General features: G+C 74.5%; 15 protein-coding genes. 9 read left to right on the top strand and 6 right to left on the bottom strand.

All coding sequences use genetic code 11. From position 1 onward, the window contains the following. The first annotated feature begins 53 nt into the window (after positions 1–53). The 5 genes from ACYVOM_RS12195 to ACYVOM_RS12175 all read left to right on the top strand — a co-directional run bounded on the left by ACYVOM_RS12195 (position 54) and on the right by ACYVOM_RS12175 (position 7,456). Entirely contained in the window at positions 54–1,706 is a 1,653-nt protein-coding gene (locus tag ACYVOM_RS12195) for an ABC transporter substrate-binding protein (protein ID WP_460303412.1), read from the top strand. Positions 1,707–1,713: 7 nt separating this feature from the next. Then, positions 1,714–2,667 (top strand): ABC transporter permease, encoded by a 954-nt coding sequence (locus ACYVOM_RS12190; RefSeq protein WP_460303411.1) that lies wholly within the window; start codon positions 1,714–1,716, stop codon positions 2,665–2,667. Next, positions 2,664–3,524, top strand: a complete 861-nt coding sequence (locus ACYVOM_RS12185; protein ID WP_460303410.1) for an ABC transporter permease — start codon at positions 2,664–2,666, stop codon at positions 3,522–3,524. The genes ACYVOM_RS12190 and ACYVOM_RS12185 overlap by 4 nt, the downstream gene beginning before the upstream one ends. Then, positions 3,521–5,257: a dipeptide ABC transporter ATP-binding protein gene (locus tag ACYVOM_RS12180; protein ID WP_460303409.1), complete on the top strand. Its 1,737-nt coding sequence runs from the start codon at positions 3,521–3,523 to the stop codon at positions 5,255–5,257. Before ACYVOM_RS12185 ends, ACYVOM_RS12180 begins: the two co-directional genes overlap by 4 nt. 189 nt (positions 5,258–5,446) lie before the next feature. Then, positions 5,447–7,456 carry a WD40 repeat domain-containing protein gene (locus ACYVOM_RS12175; RefSeq protein WP_460303408.1) on the top strand — a complete coding sequence of 670 codons (2,010 nt, stop codon included), beginning with the start codon at positions 5,447–5,449 and terminating at the stop codon, positions 7,454–7,456. Between the two features lie 3 nt (positions 7,457–7,459). Here ACYVOM_RS12175 and ACYVOM_RS12170 read toward each other — a convergent pair whose 3' ends face one another. Continuing rightward, positions 7,460–7,951 (bottom strand): Lrp/AsnC family transcriptional regulator, encoded by a 492-nt coding sequence (locus ACYVOM_RS12170; protein WP_460303407.1) that lies wholly within the window; start codon positions 7,949–7,951, stop codon positions 7,460–7,462. A gap of 106 nt (positions 7,952–8,057) precedes the next feature. On the opposite strand from ACYVOM_RS12170, the gene ACYVOM_RS12165 reads away from it, so the two are divergent. After that, positions 8,058–9,272, top strand: a complete 1,215-nt coding sequence (locus ACYVOM_RS12165) for an amino acid permease (RefSeq protein ID WP_460303406.1) — start codon at positions 8,058–8,060, stop codon at positions 9,270–9,272. On the opposite strand, the gene ACYVOM_RS12160 is transcribed toward ACYVOM_RS12165, so the two are convergent. Continuing rightward, a complete protein-coding gene (locus ACYVOM_RS12160; protein WP_460303405.1) occupies positions 9,256–9,690 on the bottom strand; it encodes a GNAT family N-acetyltransferase in 435 nt (144 codons plus the stop codon). The genes ACYVOM_RS12165 and ACYVOM_RS12160 overlap by 17 nt on opposite strands. Positions 9,691–9,875: 185 nt before the next feature. Continuing rightward, positions 9,876–10,571 (bottom strand): IclR family transcriptional regulator, encoded by a 696-nt coding sequence (locus ACYVOM_RS12155; RefSeq protein ID WP_460303404.1) that lies wholly within the window; start codon positions 10,569–10,571, stop codon positions 9,876–9,878. A 114-nt stretch (positions 10,572–10,685) separates the two neighbouring features. Between ACYVOM_RS12155 and ACYVOM_RS12150 the strand changes: the two genes are divergently transcribed. Both ACYVOM_RS12150 and ACYVOM_RS12145 read left to right on the top strand, forming a co-directional pair. Continuing rightward, positions 10,686–11,393 (top strand): ArsR/SmtB family transcription factor, encoded by a 708-nt coding sequence (locus ACYVOM_RS12150; RefSeq protein WP_460303403.1) that lies wholly within the window; start codon positions 10,686–10,688, stop codon positions 11,391–11,393. Positions 11,394–11,425: 32 nt separating this feature from the next. Beyond that, positions 11,426–12,334 carry a DMT family transporter gene (locus tag ACYVOM_RS12145; protein ID WP_460303402.1) on the top strand — a complete coding sequence of 303 codons (909 nt, stop codon included), beginning with the start codon at positions 11,426–11,428 and terminating at the stop codon, positions 12,332–12,334. A 105-nt stretch (positions 12,335–12,439) separates the two neighbouring features. Here the strand turns inward: ACYVOM_RS12145 and ACYVOM_RS12140 are convergent, their stop codons facing one another. Further along, positions 12,440–13,192, bottom strand: coding sequence for an SDR family NAD(P)-dependent oxidoreductase (locus ACYVOM_RS12140; protein ID WP_460303401.1), 753 nt, complete (start codon positions 13,190–13,192; stop codon positions 12,440–12,442). Positions 13,193–13,276: 84 nt separating this feature from the next. Here ACYVOM_RS12140 and ACYVOM_RS12135 point away from each other — a divergent pair, with 84 nt between their 5' ends. Continuing rightward, entirely contained in the window at positions 13,277–13,891 is a 615-nt protein-coding gene (locus tag ACYVOM_RS12135; protein ID WP_460303400.1) for a TetR/AcrR family transcriptional regulator, read from the top strand. Here the strand turns inward: ACYVOM_RS12135 and ACYVOM_RS12130 are convergent. Together ACYVOM_RS12130 and ACYVOM_RS12125 are read right to left on the bottom strand one after the other, a co-directional pair. Then, on the bottom strand, positions 13,873–16,530 hold the full coding sequence (locus tag ACYVOM_RS12130; RefSeq protein WP_460303399.1) for an ABC transporter permease subunit: 2,658 nt from the start codon (positions 16,528–16,530) through the stop codon (positions 13,873–13,875). The genes ACYVOM_RS12135 and ACYVOM_RS12130 overlap by 19 nt on opposite strands. Before the next feature lie 58 nt (positions 16,531–16,588). Continuing rightward, positions 16,589–17,845, bottom strand: coding sequence for an ABC transporter substrate-binding protein (locus tag ACYVOM_RS12125; RefSeq protein ID WP_460303398.1), 1,257 nt, complete (start codon positions 17,843–17,845; stop codon positions 16,589–16,591). Between the last annotated feature and the right edge of the window lie 187 nt (positions 17,846–18,032).

The following is an 18,032-nucleotide window of genomic DNA, read 5'->3' as shown; positions in this document are numbered from 1 at the left end:
ATCGGAAGGGGTCGGATATCCGGCCCCTTCCGGCGTCCCCACGGAGCAGCAGCATGATCCTCACCAGACCCGTCGCGGCGGCCGCCCTGCTGGCCGCCGCGCTCCTCCTCGGCGGGTGCGGCTCGCCCGAGAAGCCCTCGGACACGGGCACGGGCGGCGGCGGAGCACCCGTCAAGGGCGGCTCCGTGGCCTTCGCCGTGGACACCGAGCCGGTCTCGTTCGACGCCCACGTCAGCGCGCAGGACATCACGGGCACGATCCTGCGCAACGTGTTCGACTCTCTCGTCTACCAGGACGCCCAGGGCGAGTTCCAGCCCTGGCTCGCCGAGTCCTGGGAGGTCTCCGACGACCTGAAGACCTACACGTTCAAGCTCCGCCAGGACGTGAAGTTCACCGACGGCACCGCGTTCGACGCCGAGGCCGTCAAGGTCAACTTCGACCGGATCCACGACCCGAAGACCAAGTCCCAGCTCGCCTCCAGCCTCCTCGGCCCCTACACGGGCACCGAGGTCGTCGACGCGCACACCGCGAAGGTCTCCTTCTCCGCGCCGTTCGCGCCCTTCCTCCAGGCGGCCAGCACCGCCTACCTCGGCTTCTACTCGCCGAAGGCCATCAAGGAGAGCGGCGACAAGCTCGGGGCGGGCGGCCCCGCCGCGGTCGGCACCGGCCCGTTCGTCTTCAGCGCCTACACCAAGGGCCAGAGCGCGGACTTCACCCGCAACGACGCCTACGCCTGGCCGCCCAAGGGCGCGGCGAACACCGGCGCGCCGTACCTGGACAAGCTGACCGTGCGGTTCCTGCCCGACTCGTCGGTCCGCGTGGGCGCGCTGACCTCCGGGCAGATCCAGCTCGCCTCCGCAGTTCCGCCGCAGGACGTGGCGAACGTCAAGGGCAACGCCTCCCTCGCCCTCGACACGCAGGACTTCCCGGGCGGCAACTACAGCCTCTACCTCAACGCCTCCAAGGCGCCGCTGAACGACGAGAAGGTCCGCAAGGCCATCCAGCAGGGCGTCAACGTGGACGCGGGAGTCAAGAGCCTGTACTTCGGGCAGTACAAGCGCGCTTGGAGCCCCCTGTCCCCGGCCACCGAGGGGTACGCGAACAAGCTGGAGAACAGCTGGCCCTACGACGAGGCCGCCGCGAACAGGCTCCTCGACGAGGCGGGCTGGACCACCAAGGACGCCGACGGCTACCGCACCAAGGACGGCGAGCGCCTCACGATCAACTGGCCGCTCCTGCCCGCCGCCTACGTCAAGGACAAGCGCGACATCCTCGGCCAGGCCTTCCAGGCCGACCTGAAGAAGCTCGGCGTCGAGGTCCAGCGCCCGCAGGACGACATCGGCACCTACATCGCCAACGTGTACGGCGGCAAGGCCGACATCGCCGACTACAGCTGGGCCCGGTCGGAGCCCGACGTGCTGTGGCTGCTGTTCAACGGTGCCAGCGACCCGCGCAAGGGCGGCCAGAACGCCACGTTCCTCCCCGACAAGGACCTCACCGCCTGGACGGACGAGGGCCGCGCCACGCTCGACCCGGCCAAGCGCGCCGACGTGTACGGCAAGGTCCAGGAGCGGGCGATCCAGCTCGGCCTGGTCATCCCCGTGTACACGCCGAGCGCGACGATCGGGCGTGCCAAGGCCGTCAGCGGGGTGGCCTACGACGCGAACGCGTGGCCGCTCTTCCAGGGCGCCTGGCTCACGAAGTGATCCGCGCGTGAAGACCCAGGCACCCGTCCGCCGCGCCCGCGCCCTGCGCGCGGGCGCGGCCCGGCTCGCCGGGGCCGTCGCCGTCCTCTGGGGCGCGGCGACCCTGGCGTTCCTCGCGCTCGCGCTCATCCCGGGCGACCCCGTCACGATCCTGCTCGGCCCGTTCACCACGGCGTCGCAGGACATCCGCGACCAGATCGCCGCCGACCACGACCTCGACAAGCCGCTGCACGAGAGGTACCTCCTGCACCTGGGGCACCTGCTGCACGGCGACATGGGCGAGTCGTACCAGCTGTCCAAGCCCGTCTCGGCGGTGATCGGCGAGGCGCTGGGCCCGACCGTGGCGCTCGCCCTGTCGGCCGTCGTCATCGCGGTGGGGGTCGCCGTGGTGTCGGCGGTGCTCACCGCGGGCCGCGAAGGCCGCCTGCACCGTATCGCCACCGCGTGGGAACTCGTCGCGGTGTCGCTGCCGTCGCACTGGTTCGGCATCCTGCTGCTCACGGCGTTCTCCTTCCAGCTGCGGATCTTCCCCGTCGTCGGCGGGGCAGGGCCCGCCGCGCTGGTGCTGCCCGCGGTCACGCTCTCCCTGCCGATCGCCGGGGTCCTCGCCCAGGTGCTGCGCGAGGGCCTGGAGGCGGCGCTCGCCCAGCCGTTCGCGGTCACCGCGCGGGCGCGCGGGCTCAGCCGCCGGCAGGTGCGCGTCCGGCACGCGCTCCGGCACGCCGCCGCGCCGCTGGCCACCCTTTCCGGCTGGCTCGCCGGGACGCTGCTGGGCGGTGCCGTCATCGTCGAGACGGTGTTCGGCAGGCCCGGGCTCGGCGCGCTCGCCCTGCAGTCGGCGATGAACAAGGACATGCCCGTGCTGATGGGCATCGTCCTGGTCTCGGCGCTGGTCTTCGTGGTCCTGTCCGCGCTCATCGACGCCTTCCACCTCCTGATCGACCCGAGGCTGCGCCCATGACGACCGCCCTTGCCCGCACCGCGCCCGGGTTCGCCCGCCCGTCCTTCCGGGTCCGGCGGCCCTCGCTCGCGGTCGCCGTCGCCGTGCTCGTACTGCTCGCCGTCGCGGCGCTGTTCCCCGGGCTGCTCACCGCGAGGTCGCCGATCGAGGTCGACGCCGCGCTGTCGCTCCGGCCGCCCGGGCCCGACCACTGGTTCGGCACCGACCAGCTCGGCCGCGACCAGTACGCCCGGGTCGTGTACGGGGCCCGTCCTTCGCTGCTCATCGGGCTCGGCGCGGTCGCCGTTGCGGTCGTGGCCGGGGCGCTGTACGGACTCGCCTCGGCGCTGCTCGGCCGGGTCGCCGACCGGGTGCTGATGGGCCTCGCCGACATCCTGCTCGCGCTGCCCCAGCTGCTGCTCGCGCTGCTCGCCCTCGCCGTGCTCGGCTCCGGCGAGTTCAACGTCATGGTGGCGATCTCGCTGGCGTTCCTGCCGGGCTACGCGCGGCTGATGCGCACCGAGGCCAGGGTCGTGCGCACGTCGGGCTACGTGGAGACGTCGGTGACGCTCGGGCAGGGCCCGTTCGCCCGCGCGTTCCGGCATGTGCTGCCGAACGCGCTCGGCCCGCTGCTCATCCTGGCCTCCGCCGGGTTCGGGATGTCGCTCATCGCCGCGTCCGGCCTCAGCTTCCTCGGATTCGGCGCGGTGCCCCCGACCCCGGAGTGGGGCGTCATGCTCTCCGAAGGGCGGGCGCTGCTCCAGACGGCCTGGTGGCTCGGGGTCTTCCCGGGCGCCGCCATCACCCTCACCGTGGTCGCGGTGACGATCACCGGACGGGCCGCGCAGGCCCGCCTCACCCGGAGGACCGCAGGTTGAGCCCGCTGCTGAACGTCGAAGGCCTCGAGGTCTCCTTTCCGGGCGTGCACGCCGTGCGCGACGTGTCCTTCACCCTCGACAAGGGCGAGTGCCTGGCGATCGTGGGGGAGTCCGGCTCGGGCAAGAGCGTCACCGCGCGCTCCCTCGTCGGGCTCGCCGGAGACCGCGCGCGGGTCGCCGCCCGCGCGCTGGAGTTCGCCGGAACCGACCTGACCGGGCTGGGCGAGCGCGGGTGGCGGCGGATCCGCGGCGGACGGATCGGGCTCGTCCTGCAGGACGCGCTGGTGTCGCTCGATCCGCTGCGCACGGTCGGCGCGGAGATCGCCGAGGCGCTGCGGGCACACCGGGACGTGCCGCGCGCGGCGGTCCACGGCGAGGTGGTGCGGCTCCTGGAGCGGGCGGGCGTGCCCGAGCCCGAGGTGCGCGCGGGGCAGTACCCGCACCAGCTCTCCGGCGGGCTGCGCCAGCGGGCGCTCATCGCCTCCGCGCTCGCGGGCGGTCCCGAACTGCTGATCGCCGACGAGCCGACCACGGCCCTCGACGTCACCGTGCAGGCCCGGGTCCTCGACCTCCTCGACGGGCTCAAGGCCGAAGGCACCGCGCTCCTGCTCATCAGCCACGACCTCGCCGTCGTCTCCCGGCTCGCCGATCGCGTCGCCGTCATGTACGGCGGGCTGCTCGTCGAGGAAGGGCCGGCGCGCGAGGTGCTCGACGCGCCCAGGCACCCCTACACGCGCGCGCTGGCCGCCGCCGTGCCTTCGGGCGCCGCGCGGGGGACGCGCCTCGCGCCCGTCCGGCACGTCGGGGAGCCCGCGTCGGCCGAAGGCTGCCCGTACGCCGCGCGCTGCGTCCTCGCCGACGACCTGTGCCGGAACACGCCGCCGCCTCCGGCGCCGCTGCGCTGCCACCACCCGGAGTCCGGTCCGGTCCTGCGGGTGGTCGGCCCCGCGGTGTCCCGGCCCGAGGCGGGGGAGCGGCTGCTGACGGTCGAGGGCGTGTCGAAGGAGTACGGCGGCAGGCCCGCCGTCAAGGACGCCTCCCTGACGCTGGACCGCGGCGAGGCCCTGGGGATCGTGGGGGAGTCCGGCTCGGGCAAGACCACGCTCGCCCGGATCGTGCTCGGGCTGACCGCGCCGGACTCCGGCGCCGTGACGTTCGCGGGCGTCCCGTGGAGCGAGCTGCCCGAGCGGCGGCGCAGGCCGCTGCGCCGCAGGATCCAGGCCATCGTGCAGGACCCGCTCGGCTCCTTCGACCCGCGCCACGCGACGGGCGCGCTCCTCGGTGAGGCGCTCGCCCTGGCCGGGGTGCCGCGCGCGGCGCGACGGGCCCGCGCCGCCGAACTGCTGGACCGGGTGGGGCTGCCGTCCGGGATCGCCCGGCGGCGTCCGGCCGAACTGTCGGGCGGGCAGCGCCAGCGCGTCGCGATCGCCCGCGCGCTGGCCTCCGGGCCCGAGCTCCTGGTCTGCGACGAGCCCGTCTCGGCCCTCGACGTCTCGGTGCAGGCGCAGATCCTCGACCTGCTCACGGCGCTGCGCGCGGACCTGTCGCTGGCACTGCTGTTCATCTCGCACGACCTGGGCGTCATCCAGCACCTCAGCGACCGCGTGGTGGTGATGAAGGACGCCGAGATCGTCGAGACCGAGGAGACCGGCCGACTCCTCGCCGCGCCCGCCCACCCCTACTCGCGGGAGCTCTTCTCCGCGGTGCCGTCCCTCGCCTCCGACCCCGCGTGACGGGCGCCGCCGCGCCACGCGGCAGGCCGGACCCCCTCCCGTAGAGGGACGGGAGGGGGCCTCGGCGCCGAGGCCGCACGCGACGGTCGGGGCCCGGGTCACGGGAGGGGAGGGACGGGAGTCCCGGCGCTGTCCTGATTCGGGGCGGATCAGCGCGCGCGGCGGCCGGCCGTCGCTAGCGTGGCCCGGGTGACGGGGACTAAAAGGACCAAGCGGAAGAATCCGGCGTTCGATCCGGAGGCCTACCGGTGGGAGCCGGACGGGGAGGTCGGCGGCTCGGACGCGCCGGTGCTCGCGCTGCTGGCGCTCACCGGGACGCTCGTGGTCGCGCGGGCCGACGGGACGGTCGAGGCCGTGCCCGTCGCGGACGGGCCGGGACCCCTCATGGGCGGGCCGCGCCTGCTCGGCCGGAGCGAGCCGCCGGTGACCGCGCTCGCCTGGGGCTTCGGCGAGGTGCTCGGCGCGGTCGGCGACCGGATCGTGCGGATCGGCGCCGGGCTGCGCGAGGGGCCGGACCTCGGCGCGCCGATCGGGGCGCTGTGCACGCGCGACGGCAGGGTCTTCGCGGTCGCGGGCGACGCCGTGCACACCCTCGACCGGGACGGGGACGCCTGGACGGTCTCGCGGCGCACCCCGCTCCCGTTCGACGGCGCGCACGACCTCGACGTCGACCGGAACGGCAGGCACGCCGTCGTCTGCCGCAGGCCGCGCGACGGCGTGGTGGTGGAGCTGGAGACCGGCGCGCAGATCGGTCACCTGCGGCCCGCGCAGCACGCGGTGAAGACCACCAACGAGATGTACGCGAGGTTCTCGCCCGTCGCCGACAACGTCTACCGGTTCTCCTCACGTGAGCACAGCGTGGACAAGATGGCGCGGCTCGCCAGATCCGGGCGTACCCTCGGATTCGCGCACGATCTGCACCAGCCGAGCAGCTGGTGCACGCCGGTCGCCTCCAGCCCGGACGGGCGGCACGTCGCGTCGCGGCAGAGCGGCGTCGGCGTCCTGGTCTGGGACCTCGCGACGGAGCGGCAGGTGCTCTTCGCCGAACTCGACGACGCCGACCGGCAGGCGAAGTATGCGCGCAGCGCCCGCCGCACGCCCACCGCGGCCCGCGCCCTCGGCGACGGGATCAAGATCACGCGCTGGGCGGGCCTGCCCGAGATCGACGGCGACGCCTCGGCCGTCGCCGTCGCCCCCGGAGCCCGGTACGCGGCAGTCGGGGGCGCGGACGGCACCGTCACCGTCGTCGACGGCGCGACCCGGCGGATCGAGGCCGGCGCGGGGCGGGTGCGCCAGCCCCCGCTGCTCACCGGCATCGTGCCCGTCGGGCCGACCGAGCGCCGGGGATTCGCCGGAGGGGCGTTCCTCGGCGTCGCCAAGGACGGCCGGGTCGTCTCGGTCGATCTGGCCACCCGAGAGGTCCGCGAGCACGGCGCGCTCGACCTGACCGGGATCGTCGTGCTCGGCAGCGACGTGGCGGTCGAGGACGACGTCTTCGTCCTCAAGCACTGGGAGGGGCACCGCGCCTACGACCGGGAGACGCTCGCCGAGGTGTGGCGCACCGACGACATTTCAAGCGCCTACCCGAGGCAGTTCTCTTCCGGCGGACTCCTGCTCGGATATCCCGACGAGGGCGAGCCGCCGCGCGCGCTGATCCGCTACGACCCCCGCACCCGGGAGCGGGGCCAAGACCTCCCCCTGGTCTGCGAGCACGGCGCCTTCGCCCCGGAGGACGCGGTCGGCGTGCCCGGGACGCAGGACGTCGCCGTCCTCGGCGAGTGCTTCCCGGGCCGGCGCGCGAGATGGCACCTGTTCCACAACGGCGAACCGGCCGTCCACCTCCCGCCGTTCGAGGCGGTCCTCCCGGAGATCGGCGCGGGCATCACCCGGGAGGAGGGCACCTGGAGCCTGCGCCCGTTCCTGGCGCCCGACCGGCCCCTGGCCTCCGGACTGACCGACGGCGGCCTCGCCGGGATCCACCGGGCCATGCACGTCGATCTCGCGCGGGGCCTCGCGCTGAGCCGGGACGCGACCGGGCACCGCCTGGCCGTCTGGCGTCTCGACGGCTCGGCGTTCCACCTCTACGACGCGCTGGGCGAGGCATGGTCCACCCGCTACGCCTTCGCCGATGACGGCACCCTGTGGTTCCACGCTTACAAGCGCGACAGCCTCTACCGGTTGATCCTCCCGGAGGGGTGAGCCTCAGCCGTGGCCGGCGCGCCAGTCCTCGACCGGCAGCGGCCCCCGCCGCAGCGGGCTGCGGATGCTGAACGCGCTGCGCGCCTCGCGCACCGGCCCGATCGCGAGGATGCCGTCCAGCAGCACCCGCTCGTAGGCCGCGAGGTCCGGCACCGCGACCTCCGCGAGGAAGTCGGCGTCGCCGGAGATCGCGTGGACGGCGATGACGGAGGGCAGCGCCATCAGCGCCTCCTCGATGTGCCGCGAGGTCTCGCGGGAGTGCTGGTCGACCTTGAGCGAGACGAACACCGTCAGCCCCAGGCCGAGCCGCTCGCGGTCCAGTTCGGCGCGGTACCCGGCCAGCACGCCGTCCTCCTCCAGCGCCTTGGTGCGCCGCAGGCAGGCCGACGGGGACAGCCGCACCCGCTCGGCGAGTTCGACGTTCTGGAGCCGCCCCTCGCGCTGGAGCACGGCAAGGATCTCTCGGTCCACCCGGTCGTACAAGGGCTTCGGCATGGAATGCACCGTATCGAGGGATCTGTCGCATGGGATGGTGTCAACCGCCATGCTCGGGCCGCACTTCGCCAGCGGATGCTCTGCGATGCGGCGTTTCATGGCTTCCATGACGACGCGTCCCGTATCTGCCGCCGCGGTCCCCGTTCCGTCCCTCTCGGTTCCGCATGCCGTCGCCCTGTACGTCGGCGCGCTGCTCGGCCCGAGCCTCCTCCTGCTGCCCGGCCTCGCCGCCCGCACCGCCGGACCCGCGTCTGTGCTCGCGTGGGCCGGGCTGCTCGTGCTGTCCGCCCTGATCGCCCGGGTCTTCGTCGCGCTGGCCGGACGGGCCGGCTCGGGCAGCGGGGTCGCCGGATACGTCGCCGCCGGCCTGGGCCCGGCCGCCGGGCGGATCACCGGGGCGGTCTTCGTCGCGGGCGTCATCGTGGGCGCCCCGGTCGTCTGCTGGATCGGGGGCGGCTACCTCGCCGACCCCGTCGGAGGAGAGGCCACCGCCACAGGGACCGCCGCCGCGGCACTCGTGCTGCTCGCCGTCGTCCTCCTGCTGCACGTGCTCGGCGCGCGCGTCGCCGGGACCGTCCAGCTCGCCGTCGTCGGCGTCCTGCTGCTGCTCGCGGGCGGTGCGGCGGCGATCTCGCTGGCCCGCGCCCCCGAACTGCTGCCCGCCGCGCACTGGACCCCCTTCGCCCCGCACGGCGCGGGCGGGCTGCTGCGCGCGGCGGCCCTGCTGATGATGGCGTTCGTCGGGTGGGAGGCCGCCGCGCCCCTCACCGAGCGGCTGCGCTCGCCACGCCGCTCGCTGCCCCGGGTCGTCGGCATCGCCTTCGCCGTCACCGCGGCGCTGTACCTGCTGCTGGCCATCGCCGCAGTCAGCGTGCTGGGCCCGGACGGGGGCGGTTCCGCCCCGCTCGCCGCGCTCGCCCGCGCCGCCGTCGGGCCCGCGGGCGGCATCGGCGCGGGCGTGCTCGCGATCGTCCTCACCCTCGCCGCCACCCAGGCCTACCTGCACGGGGCCCGCGCGATGACGGGCCGCCCCCACGCCGTCCCGCTCGCCGCCGCGGGCTGCGGGGTGCCGCTCCTGGCCGGCGCGGGCACCGGCCTGCTGCCCGCCGACCTGCTCGTCGCCCTGCCGACCGCCTGCTTCCTCACCGTCTACCTGCTGTGCACCGCGGCGGCGGTCCGGCTGCTGACCGGTTTCGACCGCGCCGCGGCGGCCGTGTGCTGCGCCGTCGTCGCGGTGCTCCTCGCCGGGCTGACGACCGGGCTGCTGCTCCCGGCGGCCGTCACCGCCATCGCCTTCGCGCGGATCAGGCGAGCGGCTTGACCAGGACGGAGAAGTCGAGATCCGGACGGCGCGGCACGCCGAAGCGCGTGTCGCCGTACGGGAAGGGCCGGATCTCGCCGGTGCGGCGGTAGCCGCGGCGCTCGTACCAGGCGATGAGCTCGGCGCGCAGCGTGATCACCGTCATCTGCATCTCGCGCGCGCCCCACTCCTCGGCGGCCGCGCGCTCGGCCTCGGCGAGCACCGCCCGCCCGACCCCCGCCCCCTGCTCACCCGGCCTGACCGCGAACATCCCGAAATAGGCGGACTCACCCCGCCGCTCCAGATGGCAGCAGGCCACGAGGACCCCGTCCCGCTCCGCCAGCAGCACCCGGCTCCCCGCGAACTCCAGCAGCTCCTCGACCGCCCCGGGATCCGTCCGCTGCCCGTCCAGCAGATCCGCCTCCGTCGTCCACCCCACCCGACTGGCCTCCCCCCGATAGGCCGCCTCCACCAACGCGACGATCCCCTCGACATCCCCCTGCACCGCATCCCGAAAGCGCACCTTCACCCCAGCCCCTGCACCGATGATCACTTCACCCTCTCCTCTCACCGCCCCCACCGTACGACCCTCCCACCCCGCCCCGGCCGCGATCACCCGAACCCTCAGCGGGGGCGGAGGAGGCGGGAGAGGGTGAGGGCCGCGGTGCGGAGGGCGGCGGTGACGCGGTCGGCGAGGGCGGCCAGGGCGTGGCCGTTCTGGTCCAGGACGGGGCAGGCGACGGTGCCGAAGCCGCGTTCGCGGCGTTCCACGGCCACGCCGGATTTGCGGACACCGGTCAGGCGCTGGGTGAGCAGGGAGCGGGGGACGCCTGCCGTGACGCCCGCGTCGATCGCGCCGGAGGAGAGTTCGGTGGGGGAGAAGGCGAGGATGGCCCGGCCCGAGGCGGTCGCGAGGGCGGGGCGGCGGTCGCCCGGGCGCGGGGTCGCGGGGGCGCCCGCGGCCTGGAGGCTGTCGGCGCAGACGACCTCCTGGCCGTCGAGGACCGCGAGCAGCACGCCGAGGCGGATCGCCTCGCGCAGATCGCCCATGAGCGGGGCTGCGGCGTCGCGCAGACCGCGCGGGGCCATCCGGCGGCCGAACTCCAGCATCAGCGCGCCGGGCCGCATCTGGCCCGCGAAGCGCTCCAGCAGCCCGGCGTCGGCGAGCTCGTGGGCCAGCCGGTGCGCGGTCGACTTCGCCAGCCCGGTGCGCCGGGCCAGCTCCGACGGGCCGAGCAGCTCGCCCGGACGGTCGAACGCCTCGAGGATCGCCGCGATCCTGGCGCCCTGGCCCGTGTCACCGCGCGTCCTGGCATGCATGCTGATCAACCTACCTGCCGTGCGGACGGCGCGGACCTGCCTTCGCCGCAGGCCCGGCGGCCCCGCGGCGACCGTTCGGCCGGCGCCGGAACGTCCATCGGGCAGACTGGGGAGATGGGCGACGGCGCGGGCGTGAGCGGCAGACTGGCGGCGCTGGCCGGGCTGCTCGCCGACGAGACGAGGGCCCGGATCTGCGTCCTGCTCCTCGACGGGCGGGCCTGGACGATGACGGAGCTCGGCAGGGCCACCGGGGTCGCGCCCTCGACGGTCAGCGAGCATCTGACGAAACTCGTCGAAGGCGGGCTGCTCGCCCAGGAGCGGCAGGGCAGGCACCGGTACGTCAGGCTCGCCGACGCGCGGGTGGCCCGGCTCGTCGAGGAGCTCGCCGCGCACGTCGCGCCGGAGGCCGCCGCGCCGTCCACCCTGCGGGAGGCGTCCGCGCACGCCGCGATGGCCAGGGCCCGGACCTGCTACGACCACCTCGCCGGACGGCTCGGGATGGCCGTCACCGACGCGCTCGCCGACCGGGGCCTGCTCGACACCGGCGGCGGATTCTCCCTCACCGAGGCGGGGACGTCCTGGTTCGCCGACCACGGCATGCCCCTCGACCGGAAGGCGCGCCGGCCCGTCGCGCGCGGGTGCGTCGACTGGACGGAGCGCCGCCTCCACCTCGCGGGCGTCGCGGGCGCGGCCCTGTGCCGCCGCGCGCTGGACGAGCGCTGGATCGTCCGGATCGGCGGCGAACGCGCGCTCAAGATCACCCCTGAGGGCGAGAGCGCGTTCGGCGGGCTGCTCGGGCTCGACCCCGCGACCCTTCGGTAGCCGCCGAAACATCCCGGGCATACCGTCGGGGCATGAGCACGCACACGGCCGCGGAACGCGGGCCCGACAGGACGGCCCTCGCGGCGGCCGGCATCACCGTCTTCTTCTGGGCTTCGGCCTTCGTCTCGATCCGCAGCGCGGGCGCGCACTACTCGCCCGGTGCCCTGGCCCTCGGCCGGCTGGCCACGGGCGCGCTCGTCCTCGGGATCTTCTGGGCGGTCCGCCGCGAGGGCCTGCCGCCGCGCGCGGCCTGGCCGGGGATCCTCTGGTCCGGCGTCCTGTGGTTCGGCCTGTACTTCGTCGCGCTCAACTGGGGCGAACGCGAGGTCGACGCGGGCACCGCCGCGATGCTGGTGAACGTCGGGCCGATCCTCATCGCCCTGTTCGGCGGCAGGTTCCTCGGCGAGGGACTGCCCAGGACCCTCTTCACGGGCCTCGCCGTGTCCTTCGCGGGCGCGGTGGTCGTCGGCCTCGCTTCCCGGGGGGAGGACGGGGCCTCGGTCCTGGGCGTCGTCTTGTGCCTGGTGGCGGCGCTGACGTACGCGGCCGGAGTCGTCACCCAGAAGCCCGCCCTCAGGCACGCCACCGCCTTGCAGGCCACGTTCTTCGGCTGCCTCATCGGCGCGGTCCTGTGCCTGCCCTTCGCGGGCGTCCTCCTCGACGAGGCTTCGGACGCCCCCGCGTCGGCGACCCTCAACATGGTCTACCTCGGCGTCTTCCCGACCGCCCTCGCCTTCACCACCTGGGCCTACGCCCTCTCCCGGACGACGGCGGGTCGCATGGGGGCCACCACCTACGCCGTCCCCGCCCTCGTCGTCCTCATGGCGTGGGCCTTCCTCGGGGAACTCCCCACCTCCGCGGCCGTCGTCGGCGGCGTCCTGTGCCTCGCCGGCGTGGCCCTCTCCCGCCGCCGCCCGCCCGCCCCCGTTCCTCAGGCCTGATCCGCCGGGCGGATCTCCCGGGCCGCGGGAGCGCGCGTCGCGCTCCTGGCCCGGGACCTCGCTGGACGGCGGGCCGCCGCTGGCGCCCTCCGGGGGTCGTGGCCGTCAGGTGATGGTGAAGCCGCCGTCGACGGTGAGGACGGTGCCGTGGATGTTGGCGGAGGCGGAGCCGGCGAGGAAGACGACGGCGGCGGCGACCTCTTCGGGGGTGCTGAGCCGGCGCGAGGGGATCGCGGCGACCATGCCGTCGAGGTGCTCGCGGATCCGCTGGTTGCGCTCGGTGGAGGTCGGGCCGGGCGCGACGGTGTTCACCCGGACGCCGGACGGGCCGTACTCGGCGGCCCACGAGCGCGTCAGGGAGTGCGCGGCGGCCCTGGTGGCGCTGTAGAGGGCGGAGCCGGGCATGCCGGTGACGGCGTTGATCGAGCCGAGTGTGACGATCGCGCCGTGGCCGCGGGCCGCCATCGCGGGGGCGATCCGGCCGGTGAGCAGCATCGGCGCGGTGACGCTGACGGTGAAGGCCTCGGCGATGTCGGCTTCGGTGAGGTCGGCGGTGGGCCGGGGCATCAGCAGCATCGCGGCGTTGTTGACGAGGATGTCGGGTGTGCCGACCAGGGCGGTCGTCCGGTCGGCGAGGTCGGCGACGGCGGTCTCGCCCCCGGCCAGGTCGGCCCTGACGAAGTCGGCCGCTCCGCCTTCGCCGCGGATCGCCGCCACGGCGGCCTCCCCGCGCGCGGTGTCCCGCCCGGAGACGACGACGTGGACGCCTTCGGCGGCCAGCGCCCGGGCGATGGCCGCGCCGATGCCCGCGGTGGAGCCGGTGACGAGGGCGGTCCGCCCCTTGAGGTCCTGGTCCATGGGATGCTCCCCGAGTTCTGGACTATCTGGTCCAATCACCTTAGGCGATAAACTGGACTGCATAGTCCAAAGGAGGTCCCGAGGATGCCCCCCAGGCTCACCCGCAAGGGCGAGGAGACCCGGCGCCGGATCGTCGAGGGCGCCGCCTCCCTCATGCGCGAGCGCGGCCCCGACGTCTCCCTCGACGACGTCCGCGCCGTCACCGCCACCAGCAAGAGCCAGCTCTTCCACTACTTCCCCGACGGCCGCGTCTCCCTGCTGGAGGAGGCGGCCCGCCACGAGGCCGAGCAGGTCCTCGCCGACCAGCGCCCCGCCCTGGACGACCTCGGCGACTGGCCGACCTGGGAGGCCTGGCGCGAGCAGGTGATCGCCCGCTACGTCGCGCAGGGCCGCCGCTGCCCCTTGCGCGCCCTCCTCGGCCGCCTGACCCCCGAGGACCACGACGAGATCGTCGCCGACCTCTTCGAGCGCTGGCAGCGCGCGCTCGCCGCGGGCGTCCGCCGCATGCAGGACGCGGGCCGCATGTCCGCGGACCTCACCCCCGAAGAGGCGGCCGCCGCGCTGCTCGCGGCGGTCCAGGGCGGCGTCGTCATCCTCCTGGCGACGGGCGACGCCGCCCACCTCCGCCTGGCGCTCGACCTCGTCCTCGACCGCCTGCGCCCTGCCGCTCAGGTGGCCGCTCAGGTCGAGGTGAAGTAGGCCGCGGAGAGGTCCTCGGCGGCGACGTCGGCGCGGGGCCTCGTCCACAGGATCCGGCCGAGGCGCATGAACGCGAGGGTGTCGGCCACGGCGAGCGCCTCCCGCGCCTTCTCCTCGACGAGGAGGAGGGCGGTGCCCTTGTCGCGCAGTTCCGTCAGCAGTTCGAGGATCTGCCCGACGACCAGCGGCGCGAGCCCGAGGGACGGCTCGTCGGCGATGAGCAGCCGGGGCGGGCGGACCAGCGCGGGCGCGAGCGCGAGGATCTGCTGCTCCCCGCCGGACAGGGCGCCCGCCGCGACCCTCCGGCGGGCCGCGAGCGCCGCGAACCGCTCGTAGGCGGCGGCCCGGTCGGCGGCGTCCGGGAGCGAGAGCGCGAGGTTCTCCTCGACGGTCAGGGCCGGGAACACCCCGCGCCCCTCCGGGGCGAGATACAGCCCTTCCCGGGATCTGCGGTGCGCGGGCACACCGGTGATGTCGGCCCCGTCGAGCAGGACCCGCCCGCCCGTCGGGGCCAGCGTGCCCGCGGCGACCGCGCACAGCGTCGACTTCCCTGCCCCGTTCGCGCCGAGCAGTGCCGTCACCGTGCCCGCGCGGACCTCGAGGTCCACCCCGCGCAGCACGGTCGCGTCCCCGTACCCGGCGACGACGCCCTCCAGCCGGAACAGCGCGCCGGGCGTCGCCTCGGGGGCCTTCACCGTGCGGGCCGCGGGAGCGGGCTCGGTCGGCGCGGTCCGGGCGCGGGCGCGGTGGCGCTGCTCCGCGGTCTGCGCGAGGACCCCGTCGGGATGGCGGGCGAGCAGGACGCCGCCGAGCCCGAACAGGATCATCCCGACGTACTGGGAGTCGGTGAACAGCGCGAGGAACTCGGGGAAGAGCACCACGGTGAGCCCGGCGAGCAGCGCGCCCGCGACGCGCCGCACGCCTTGCAGGACCACGACGGCCAGCCAGGTGAAGCCCGTCAGCGCGGGCAGGTCGGTGGCGGTGACGGCCCCGTTGAACGTGGCGAACAGGACGCCGCCGAGCCCCGCGATGCCCGACGCCAGCGCGAACAGGGTGATCTTCGCACGGGTCGCCGAGATTCCCGCGGCGGTCGCCGCCGTGGGCGCGGAGCGCACCGCGAGCACCGCCCGGCCCGACGCCGAGCGCTCCAGGTTGCGGATGAGCAGCGCGACGAGCCCGAGCAGCGCCAGCAGGACGACGACCCGGACGCGGGCGTCGTTGGTGTCGGCGAAGCCGAGGGAGAACGCGGGCAGCGTCCATCCGACGGTGCCGCCGGACAGCCCGTCGATCTGGAAGAGGACCTGTTCGGCGAGCAGCGCGAGCGCCAGCGTCGCCAGGGCGAGCACGCGCCCGCCGAGCCGCAGCGCGGGGAGCGCGACGACCGCCCCCGCGACCACCGCGGCCAGGGTGCCGAGCACGAGGGCGAGCAGGAACGGCACGCCGGAGGAGAACGCCATGCCCGTCGTCAGCGCCGCGAGGGCCGCGAGGGACGCGTGCGCGAGGTTCACCATCCCGCCGAGCCCGGTGACGACGACGAACGAACTGAACACCAAGGCGAGCGCCAGCCCTTGGGCGACCATCCCGACCCAGTACTCATCGCCCAGCGTGAAGGTCCACACAAGGAGGGCCGCCAAGGAGACCGTCCAAGGCAAGGCGCGGCGCAGGGGCGAAAGGTCGGCGAGGTAATCGGGGGGCGGAGCGTCCTCCGCCATCGAACCGGCCACCCGCGCGCGCGAGCGGCCGAGCACGAGCAGCCCGACGAACAGCAGCAGCGTCGGGACGGCAGTGCGCAGCCCCGTCACGGACCCGGCGAAGTCGGCGTAACCGGCGACGAGGTTCTGCACGACGCCCAGCCCGAGCCCTGCCGCGAACGTCACGGGGATCGACTGGAGCCGTCCGAACACCGCGGCCGTCGCCGACGCGAGCAGCAGCACCGTGTACGCGCCGGCGTTGAGGCCGAGCGTGGGCACCGCGAGGACGCCCGCGAGCCCGGCGAGCGCCGAGCCGAGCATCCACGCCCGCGCCGAGGCCGCGTCGGCGTCGACCCCGCGCAGCGTCGCCAGGGTGCGCCGGTCTACTGCCGCGCGCATGCGCAGGCCCAGCGAGGTGCGGCGCAGCAGCACCCACAGGACGGCCGCGGTCAGCGCGCCGAGCGCGAAGACGGTGAGCTGGTCGCTGTCGATGACGACGCCCAGGATCTGCCACGCGTCCGCCGGCTGCGGCCCGAGCCCGCGCGCCGACGCGCCTTCCATGACCTGCGGCAGGTCGAGCCCGAACGTGCCGGTCAGCACGTCGACCACCCACAGGCCGAGCGCGGGCAGCGCGATCGCCAGGCCGATCGTGGCGACGATCTGGGCGGTCTCCCCGGCCGTCGCGAGGCCCTTGAACATCATCTTGTGCAGCGTCCACCCGAGTAGCGGAGCGAAGCCGCACACGGTGACGAGCGCGGCGGGCCACCCCGCCCAGCCGAGCCCCGCCGTGAGCTGGAAGTACAAGAGCGCGCTGAGGAAGCCGACGGCGCCGTGCCCGAAGTTGAACACCCCGGTCGCCGAGAACGACAGCGTCAGACCTGACGCCATCAGTGCGTACACGGCCCCGGTCACCAGGCCGCTCAGGAGGTAGCCGACGAGTTCGGTCACCGATCACCCTTCCGGAGAGGACGGCGGCCCGCCTCCGCGGCGCGGGCCGCCGCGCGCGTCACTGCGTCGAGACGTTGTCGTGGCACTCCAGCGGCTGCGCGACGGTGTAGGCGCCGTTGCGCACCTGCACCAGGGCGCCGCAGCCATTGGACTCGGTCTTGTCCTGCGGGTAGTCGATCTCGCCGAAGCCGGGGTTGCGGTAGCTGAAGTTCTCGGCGGCGGCGAGGAACGACGCCCGGGTGAGGTCCTCGCCCGTCTCGTCGAGGATCTTCAGGAAGATGTCGGCCGCCCAGTAGCCGCTCGCGGTGTGCTGGCTGTACACCGCGTCGGCCCCGGCGGTCCTCTCGATGTCGGCCTTCATCTGCGCGACCTCCGGCACGTCCGACTCGAACGGGGCGAACGTGACGGACGGGTAGACACCCTCCAGCGCGGCGGAGCTGGCCTCGTCGGCGATGAGCTTGGGGTCGTAGGACACCGCGTCGGTGATGGCGCCCTTGAAGCCGGCCTTGCGCAGGGCCGTGTAGAAGCCCGTGTTGAACTTCGTGCCCGACATGACCGACACGACCACGTCGGGTGCCCCGCCGTCGACGCTCTTCATGACCTTGTTCACGTAAGGCGACCAGTCCGTCGGAGGGGCGGCCTGCGGCACGGCGGCCTCGGCCGTGACGGTCCGGAACCCGGTCGCGGCGAAGCCCTTGCCGATGATGCCCACGCCGTACTGGCTGGCGGAGCTGTCCGTGCCGATCAGGTACGCGGACTTGCCTTCGGAGCCGCCCAGCTCCTCGGCCATGAGCGTGCTCCACCACGACTGGGTCTTCGCGGTCTCGGGAGGCGGCACCGAGCAGCCGTTCCAGCCGAACGCGGTCTTCTTGCCGCACCACGGCGGGTTCGTCATCCAGGAGAACCACGGGGTGCCCTGCTGCTCCAGGAACTCGCCGCCGCCGAACGCCGTCGCGACGACGGGCACGACCGCGAAGACCTTCTCGCGCTGGACGAGCTTGCGGGCCGCGGTGACGCCCTTGTCGGGCACCATCCCGTCGTCCTCGGCCCCGATGAAGTCGATCTTCCTGCCGTGCACGCCGCCTTCGGCGTTGGCCCGCTCGAACCGGGCCCTGGCCCCGATCTCGGCCTCGGCGAGGGAGAAGCCGATGGCACTGGTCTTGGTGACCACGCCGCCGACCTTGATCGTCGTCTCGGTGACACCGTTCTCATCGGATCCGGTGGAGGCGGTGTTCTCGGTGGCGCAGCCCGCGGCCACGACGGTGAGGCACACCGCCGCGGCCAGCCGCAGCCCTCTGCCCGCGGTTCGGTTCACGGTTCGGTTCGTGGTGGGGAACAGTCGCATGGGGTGGCTCCGAAACCGTCCACGAGGCCTCCTGGCGGGCGACCAGGCCCCCGAGGACCCCTGTCCTACCCGGCAGGGCCCCTTACGGGCCCGCCGCGCCCACCGCGAGCGTAGATTTCCCTTCCGTGATCGTCAATAATGAAAAACATATACAGTA

This window comes from Actinocorallia aurea (assembly GCF_054783995.1).
The sequence above is the reverse complement of the archived record's forward strand: the minus strand, read 5'-3'. Positions and strand labels throughout refer to the sequence as shown.